Source organism: Stenotrophomonas sp. FR012 (assembly GCF_047520565.2).
Classification (GTDB): Bacteria; Pseudomonadota; Gammaproteobacteria; order Xanthomonadales; family Xanthomonadaceae; genus Stenotrophomonas; species Stenotrophomonas sepilia.
The window spans coordinates 65956-74469 of sequence record NZ_JAXBQL020000015.1; the positions used below are offsets into that span (position 1 = coordinate 65956).

Genomic DNA, 8514 nt, shown 5'->3' on the forward strand with positions numbered 1-8514 from the left:
ATGCAGTGAGGAATCAAGCCTCGACTTCATCATCCTTGTAGGCATCGACCGGGATGCAGGCGCACATCACGTTCTTGTCACCGTACACGTTGTCGACGCGTGCCACCGGCGGCCAGTACTTGCTCTGCTTCAGGCTGGCCAGCGGGAAGGCGGCCAGTTCACGCGGATAGGCGTGGGTCCACTCGCTGGCGGTCACCGCGGTGGCGGTGTGCGGGGCGTTCTTCAGCGGGTTGTCCTCGCGGTCCAGGCGACCGTCTTCGATCGCGCTGATTTCCTCTCGGATCTGGATCATCGCGTTGATGAAACGGTCCAGCTCGTGCAGCGACTCGCTCTCGGTTGGCTCGACCATCAGCGTGCCGGCCACCGGGAAGCTCAGGGTCGGGGCGTGGAAGCCGAAGTCGATCAGGCGCTTGGCGACGTCCTCGGCACCGATGCCGCTGGTCTTCTCCAGCGGGCGCACGTCCAGGATGCACTCGTGCGCCACCAGGCCGTTACGGCCGGTGTACAGGGTCTTGAAGTGCGGAGCCAGGCGCTTGGCAATGTAGTTGGCGTTGAGCTGCGCGACCTGGGTAGCCTTGCGCAGGCCTTCGCGGCCCATCATCGCGATGTACATCCAGCTGATCGGCAGGATCGAAGCACTGCCGAAGCTGGCCGCGCTGACCATGCCGACCGGGCCGTTGTCACCCAGCTTGCCCGGCAGGAACGGGGCCAGGTGCTCCTTGACCGCGCACGGGCCCACGCCCGGGCCACCACCGCCGTGCGGGATGCAGAAGGTCTTGTGCAGGTTCAGGTGCGAAACGTCCGAACCCCACTTGCCCGGCTTGGCCACGCCGACCAGGGCGTTCATGTTGGCGCCGTCGGTGTACACCTGGCCGCCGTGCTTGTGGATGATCTCGCAGATCTCGACCACCTCTTCCTCGAACACGCCGTGCGTGGACGGGTAGGTCATCATGATCGCGGCCAGGCGGTCGCTGTACTTCTCGGCGTTGAGGCGGATGTCCTCGACGTCGATGTTGCCGTTGGCATCGGTCTTGGTCACCACGACCTTCATGCCGCACATCTGCGCCGAGGCCGGGTTGGTGCCGTGCGCCGAGTCCGGGATCAGGCAGATGTCGCGGTGGCCTTCGCCGCGCGAGCGGTGGTAGGCGCGGATCGCCAGCAGGCCGGCGTACTCGCCCTGCGCGCCGGAGTTCGGCTGCAGGCTGACCGCGTCGTAGCCGGTGCATTCGACCAGCATCGCTTCCAGCGTGTCGATCAGTTCCTTGTAGCCCAGCGCCTGGTCGGCCGGCACCAGCGGGTGGATCTGCGAGAACTCCGGCCAGGTCACCGGGATCATCTCGGCGGTGGCGTTGAGCTTCATGGTGCACGAGCCCAGCGGGATCATCGTGCGGTCCATCGCCAGGTCCTTGTCGGCCAGCGAACGCAGGTAGCGCAGCAGTTCGTGCTCGCTGTGGTGGGTGTTGAACACCGGATGGGTCAGGAACGCGGACTGGCGCAGCAGGCCGGCCGGCAGCGCGTCGGCGGTGCTGGCGTCCAGCGCCTCGACGTCAGCCTGCGCGCCGAACACGGCGGCCAGCGCGACCACGTCGGCGCGGGTGGCGGTCTCGTCCAGGCTGATGCCGACCGAGTCGCTGTCGATCGCGCGCAGGTTGTAACCGGCGGCGCGTGCCTTGGCGTGGATCTCATCGGCATGCACGCCGGTGACGTGCAGGGTGTCGAAGAAGTCGCCACCGACCTGCACGCCGGCGTTGCGCAGTGCCGCAGCCAGGATCGAGGCCAGGCGGTGGGTGCGCCGGGCGATGCGGGTCAGGCCTTCCGGACCATGGTAGACCGCATACATCGAGGCCATCACCGCCAGCAGCACCTGTGCGGTACAGATGTTCGACGTCGCCTTCTCGCGGCGGATGTGCTGCTCGCGGGTCTGCAGGGTCAGGCGATAGGCCGGGTTGCCCTGGGCATCGATGGAGACACCGATCAGGCGGCCCGGCATCGAGCGCTTGTAGGCGTCACGGCAGGCCATGAACGCGGCGTGCGGGCCGCCGAAGCCGAACGGCACGCCGAAACGCTGGCTGTTGCCGACCACGATGTCCGCGCCCCATTCGCCGGGAGCGGCCAGCAGGGTCAGCGCCAGCAGGTCGGTGGCCACGGCCACCAGGCCGCCGCGTGCATGCACGGCCTCGACCAGCGCCTTGTAGTCGCCGACCTGGCCGAAGGTGTCCGGGTACTGCAGCAGCAGGCCGAAGGCTTCCGCTTCCAGTGCTTCGGCCGGGGTGCCGACGCGCAGCACGATGCCCATCGGTTCTGCGCGGGTACGCAGCAGTTCCAGGGTCTGCGGGTGCACGGCGTCGTGCACGAAGAAGGTGTCCGACTTCGACTTGGCCGAACGCTTGGCCAGGGTCATCGCTTCGGCGGCGGCAGTGGCTTCGTCCAGCAGCGAGGCGTTGGCGATCTCCATGCCGGTGAGGTCGGCGCACAGGGTCTGGAAGTTGATCAGCGCTTCCATGCGGCCCTGCGAGATCTCGGCCTGGTACGGGGTGTAGGCGGTGTACCAGGCCGGGTTTTCCAGGATGTTGCGCAGGATCACGTTCGGGGTGTGGGTACCGTAGTAGCCCTGGCCGATGAAGCTGCGCAGCACGGTGTTCTTGTCGGCGATCGCGCGGATCTTCGCCAGTGCCTGCACTTCGGTCATCGACTCCGGCAGCGCCAGCGGCGCCGGCGACTTGATCTTGGCCGGCACGATGGCATCGGTCAACGCATCCAGCGACGCGTGGCCGACGACGTCGAGCATCTGCGCGATCTCGGCATCGTTGGGGCCGATGTGGCGCTCGACGAACGCATTGTGGTGCTCGAGCTCACGCAGGGAAGGGGTGTTCTGGGACATGGCGAAGGATCCGTCAGGAAAGGGCACACGCACGGGCACAAGCCGCCGGTCGGCGGTCTGCGGGGCGCCCCTCTGTCCTTTTGCCTGAGAGTTTGGAAGCGCGGAAAACCGCGGCTTCGTGCCCCTTCGGCGCCGGATCGAACCGGTCTCTCCAGAGTTCTGTTACGGGTGGTATCGGGCCTGAGCGATTACGGGCGTTGCGCCTTCGGCAGCGGTGTTCCGCTTCTCCCACCGTGTTGCCCGCCGATTATAGCCCGTTGCGGGCCCGCTGGCCGTCTACGGGCCTGGCCGCTGCGCCTGAATGGCCGATGGCCCGGACGTGCGTTTTGTGCATCGCTGCATGGCATCAGGCGCAATCCCCACCTATGATGGCCAGATACCCGAATTCATCTGGCGCCCTCCCTGCAGACAGGGACCGGCGCCCGCCGTGCGTGCCACGCATGGCCCTGCCGGACGCCTTTCCCATGACCGCCGCTGTTGCTCCCTCCACCCGCCGCATGGCCCTGCTGCTTGCCGGCCTGGCCATGTTCGGCCCGTTCTCGATCGACACCATCTTCCCGGCCTTCCCGCAGCTGGCCCGGCGCCTGGCGGTGGACGAGGTGGCGGTGCAGCAGACCATCAGCGTGTACCTGCTGTTCTACGGCCTGATGAGCCTGGCGCACGGCCCGCTGTCCGACGCCTGGGGCCGCAAGCGGGTGATCCTCGGTGGACTGGTGGTGTTCGTCGGCGCCTCGGTGGGCTGCGCACTGTCCACCGACCTGACCACGCTGCTGGCCTTCCGCGCGCTGCAGGGCCTGTCGGCGGGTGTCGGCATGATCGTCGGCCGCGCGGTGATCCGCGACCTGTACCACGGCCATGACGCGCAGCGGCTGATGAGCCAGGTGTCCATGCTGTTCGGCATCGCCCCGGCCATCGCGCCGATCATCGGTGGCTGGATCCTGCTCAGTGGCGCGGGATGGCCGCTGATCTTCTGGTTCCTGGTGGTGTTCGGGCTGGTCCTGCTGGCGGCCACTGCACGCTACCTGCCCGAGACCCATCCGGTCGAAGCGCGCGTGCCGTTGTCACCGCGCGCGTTGATGCGTGATTACGTGCGCATCGGTTTCAATCCACGCTTCCTGCGCCTGGCGCTGGCCGGCAGCATCGGCTTTGGTGGAATCTTCCTGTACATCTCCTCGGCGCCGGTGTTCGTGATGCAGCACCTGCACCTGGGCGAGGGCGGGTTTGCCTGGTTGTTCATCCCGACCATCGGCGGCATGACCACCGGCTCATTCCTGTCCGGGCGCATGGCCGGGCACACCACGCCCACCCGCCAGGTCTCCATTGGTTTCGGCCTGTGCGCATTGTCGGTGCTGTTGAACGTTGGCTACGTGGTGCTGTCGCCACAGTTCGTACTGCCATGGGCGGTACTGCCGATCTTCCTGGGGGGCATGGGCATGGCGCTGATCTTCCCGATCCTGGCGCTGGCGGTACTGGACATGTACCCGCATCAGCGCGGCCTGGCCTCGTCGCTGCAGGCCTTTGTGCAGCTGATGATCAGCACCGTGGTGGCCGGCGTGGTGTCACCACTGCTGAGCGGTAGCCCGCTGCACCTGGCACTGGGCCAGGCGGCGTTCTTCGGCGCCGGTTTCGTGTTCTGGTACTGGGAACACCAGCGCGAGCGTGCGGCGCAGGCAGCCTGCACGGGTCACTGAGCAGCGCGCAGGGGTAGGGCGGGCCACGACGCCCGAAACACTTGCGGCAGGGAACGGCCGGACTAGGCTGGGCACTCCAGCCAGCCGGTGCGTGGATGCACGACAGCCAGCCGATCCGATGTCGTTGCATGAGGTTTCCCCCAAATGGCTGCGCAGCAGACCTACCGCCTGTTCGAGGTGGCGCTGAAGGAGCGCCGCGTTCTTTCCCCTTCCCTGGATCGCATGGTGTTCACCGGCGCCGACGTGGCGCGGATGAAGACCGAAGGCCCGGACCAGCGCATCAAGGTGTTCTTCCCCTTGCCTGGCCAGGACCTGCCGCAGGTGCCCTGCGGCGAGGACTGGTATCCGCGCTACCGGGCGCTGCCGGACGATCAGCGCCCGCCGATGCGCACCTACACCATCCGCCAGCTGCGTGCAGAGCTGGGCGAGGTCGATGTTGATTTCGTGCTGCATGGCGAGACCGGGCCGGCCTCACGCTGGGCCATCCATGCACGCCCCGGCGACCGTGTGGTGTTGCTGGCTCCCGATGCCGACTGCGCCGACAGCAGCGAAGGTTGGGAATGGAGGCCGCCGGCCGGCGTCGGCCAGGTGCTGCTGGTGGCCGATGAAACCGCGTTACCGGCGGTGGCTGGCATTCTTGAGGAACTGGCGGCCATGGTGGATCCTCCGCGTACGCTGGCCTTGCTGGAAGTGGCGCAGGCCGGCGACGCGGTGCCGCTGAAGGCACCGGCTACCGCCGAACTGGTCTGGCTGCCGCGCGGGCGCGCGGCGTACGGGGCGCCGCTGTTGCAGGCGGTGCAGGCGCGGCTGGCAGCCGCCTCGAGCGTGGCCGCTGGCGACGAACTGGAAGAGATCGACGTTGACGCGCAGATCCTCTGGGAACAGGCCGATGCCAGCGTGGCCGGGCCGCTGTATGCCTGGGTGGCAGGCGAGGCGGGGGCGGTGATGGCGATCCGTCGCCATCTGGTCCGCGACTGCGGGCTGGACCGCCGCGCGATCACCTTCATGGGCTACTGGCGGCACGGCAAAGTGCTGGATTGAGGGGCTGTGAAGCGGCGTGGCGGGTGGGGTGCGCTATCCTTGCGCCCCCCCTCGCAGCGGTATTGCACCATGTCCACCAGCTCCAAGACCCGCCGCGACCAGCGCCGTCGCCAGGAAAAGCAGGCCGCCAACAAGGCCGCTGCCCAGGCCTCGCCGGTGGAGCCGCATGCCGAACTGCGCGACGCGCAGCGCACCCTGCTGGCCGGTGTCGTGCGCCGCGACGGCGAATGGGTGCTGGGCATGGACGGCCGTATCGCCGGCCACAGTGACTCCGCCGCACAGGTACTGGCGCTGATCATGCAGGCCGGTGAACTGCACGAGCGCAACGGCACGCCGGTGCGCCTGATGTACTCCGATGCGCTGCGCGATGCCGCGCACGCCGAAGCGAAAGAGAAGGGCCAGACCTTCGAGGAATTCAAGGCGGAACTGGCCGCGGCGATGGCGGCGAAGAAGGACAGCTGACAGGCATTCCGGAAAAGCCGGCCGCTGGGTCTTCATCGCGTAGCTGCCGGCCAGCGGCCGGCGCTACAGAAAGGGGCGGATCCTTGCGGACCCGCCCCTTTTCTCATTTCGCCGCCGGGGCGGCGTTGGCCTGCCAGCCACACATCTGGCCTTCGTTCTGCTGCTTCAGCCACTCGTTGACCGGAGTGAAGTACTCGATCATCGGGCCGGCATCGAGCTTGTCGGTGCCGGTCAGCTCCTTCAGCGTGGCCTGCCACGGCTGGCTGGCACCCTTGCTCAGCATCGCCCAGTATTTCTGGCCGGCTTCCTTGTTGCCGTAGAAGGTGCACTCGTGCAGCGGGCCCTTGTAGCCGGCTGCATCGCACAGGCCCTTGTAGAACTGGAACTGCAGGATGCGGGCCAGGAAGTAGCGGGTGTACGGGGTGTTGCCCGGCACGTGGTACTTCGCGCCCGGATCGAAGAATTCTTCGCCACGGGTGCTGGCCGGGGCCACGCCCTGGTACTTGGCCTTCAGGTCCCACCACGCCTTGTTGTAGTTGTCGGCGGTGATCGAACCATCGAACACGCCCCAGCGCCAGCGGTCGATCATCAGCCCGAACGGCAGGAACGACACGCCCGACAGCGCCATGCGCATCTGGTTGTTGATGACCGCTTCGCGGCTCTCGGTCGGTGCATCGACCAGGCCGATCGAGCTGAGGTACTTGGGCGTCATCGCCAGCACGATGGTGTCGCCGATCGCCTCATGGAAGCCATCGTTGGCACCGCCCTGGAACAGCGGCGGCAGCGGGTTGTAGGCCAGGTCGTAATAGATGTGGCCCAGCTCGTGGTAGATGGTGGTGAAGTTCTCTTCGTTCGGCTTGATGCACATCTTGGTGCGCACATCGCCTTCCATGTTCATGTCCCAGGCGCTGGCGTGGCAGACCACATCGCGGTCGTCGGGCTTGATGAACTGGGTGCGTTCCCAGTACGACTGCGGCAGCGACGGCATGCCCAGCGACACATAGAAGTCCTGTGCGCGTTCAGTCATCTGCTTGGCGGTACGCAGTTCGGCTTCGCGCTGCGCCTTGTACTGGGCCGCTACGTTGGCGTCCTTGCCGGCCTTGGCCAGCGCCGCGCTCAGGTTGGTCTGGTACTGCTTTTCCAGTGCAGCGGTGATGTCCAGGCTGCCGGCACCCGGGTACGGTTCCAGCTGGTCCCACAGGTTCGACCAGTCCTGCTGCCACATGTTGCCCAGCAGGTGCGCGGCGATCAGGCCGTTGCCCACTTCGGCCTTGTCCTTGCCGTAGGTCTTGTCCAGCTTGCCGCGTGCGTAGCAGTGCAGCTGCTCGTACATCGGCTTGACCTGTTCCCAGAGGCGGTCGGTTTCCGGGCCGATCTGTTCGGGCGGCATGTCATAGCCGCTGCGCCACATCTGGCCGGCATCGGTAAAGCCCATGCCCTTGGCGCCCTCGTTCACCAGGCCGACGAACTTCTGGTAGTCGCCGCGCATGCTCTTGGTGGTGCTGTGCCAGCCCTGCCAGGCGTCGAGCTGCTTGTCGTAGTCGCGGCTGCGCGCCAGCACCTGTTCCAGCTCGCCCAGCTGGCGGCAGGAGTTCGGATCATTGGCATCGGTGCAGTACTTGCCGGCACCGTAGCTGCCTTCCATGCGGGTGGCGATCTGGGTCAGCTCGGCCAGCTTGGCCGGGTCGCGCGGCGCCGGCATCGACGACATCAGCTTCAGCAGGTGGATCGCGCGCTTGCTGTCCTCGCTCATCGGCTTGCCGTCGAACTTGGCGGCCTGTTCGATCCAGCTGTTGAGCTGGGTGAGCGAACGCTCGTTGGCTTTGGCCGCAATGCGTTCCGAATCACCGTTGATGTAGGTGGAGGACAGCCACTGCGCCGAGGTCATCTCCGGGTAAGCGGCCTTGAATTCGGCATTGATGCGGGCCACGAACTGGTCGGCGGTTTCACCGGCCGGAGCGCTGCTGCTGGCGGTATCGGTGCCTGGGGCAGCTTCCTTCTTGCAGGCGGCCAGGGCCAGCGTGGCGGCGGCGATTGCCGAGGCCAGCAGGAGATGACGGTGTTTCACGGGCGGTCCTTGGGTGGTGAACGACGGCCGAAGGCTAGTGGGCCGTCGCTGCCACCGCAAGTGGCGGAAGTCGGCCGGGCGGCGCCCGGCACCCGCAGAGGCCAGAGCACAAGCAACAGCAACCGCCGAAGCAACCGCAACAGCGGGGTATCCGTGGGATGGCGCGGCGGTGTGGGCTTGCAGGACACGCCGTAAACCCATCCATGGGGGCTCGATGGCGCCATCCATGGCGCCAACGGTCCTGCAAGCCCACACCGCCCCATGTCTGACAGATCGTGGCGGCTGTTGGTAGGTGTCGACCTTGGTCAACACATCTGTCAGGTATCGACAATCAGAATGGGGTCAGATCCGTTTTCCTCCGGAAAACGGAT

The 8514-nt window shown here is 66.8% G+C and carries 5 protein-coding genes and 1 riboswitch; of the genes, 3 read left to right on the forward strand and 2 right to left on the reverse strand.

Going from position 1 to position 8514, the window contains the following annotated elements; translation table 11 throughout:
• Nucleotides 1-13: 13 nt before the first annotated feature.
• On the reverse strand, nt 14-2881 hold the full coding sequence (gcvP, locus tag ACM0O9_RS18130) for an aminomethyl-transferring glycine dehydrogenase (protein WP_414604049.1): 2868 nt from the start codon (nt 2879-2881) through the stop codon (nt 14-16).
• Nucleotides 2882-2943: 62 nt separating this feature from the next.
• Nucleotides 2944-3046: riboswitch (glycine riboswitch) on the reverse strand.
• Nucleotides 3047-3345: 299 nt separating this feature from the next.
• Here gcvP and ACM0O9_RS18135 point away from each other — a divergent pair.
• From ACM0O9_RS18135 to ACM0O9_RS18145, 3 genes are all read left to right on the forward strand, one after another.
• The gene (locus ACM0O9_RS18135) at nt 3346-4572 is read left to right on the forward strand and encodes a multidrug effflux MFS transporter (RefSeq protein ID WP_053500685.1); all 1227 of its coding nucleotides are present in this window, start codon (nt 3346-3348) and stop codon (nt 4570-4572) included.
• A 144-nt stretch (nt 4573-4716) separates the two neighbouring features.
• Nucleotides 4717-5613, forward strand: coding sequence for a siderophore-interacting protein (locus ACM0O9_RS18140; protein ID WP_065178232.1), 897 nt, complete (start codon nt 4717-4719; stop codon nt 5611-5613).
• Nucleotides 5614-5682: 69 nt separating this feature from the next.
• Entirely contained in the window at nt 5683-6075 is a 393-nt protein-coding gene (locus ACM0O9_RS18145; protein ID WP_005418286.1) for a hypothetical protein, read from the forward strand.
• A 103-nt stretch (nt 6076-6178) separates the two neighbouring features.
• On the opposite strand, the gene ACM0O9_RS18150 is transcribed toward ACM0O9_RS18145, so the two are convergent.
• The gene (locus ACM0O9_RS18150) at nt 6179-8143 is read right to left on the reverse strand and encodes a M2 family metallopeptidase (RefSeq protein WP_005418284.1); all 1965 of its coding nucleotides are present in this window, start codon (nt 8141-8143) and stop codon (nt 6179-6181) included.
• Nucleotides 8144-8514 lie beyond the last annotated feature (371 nt).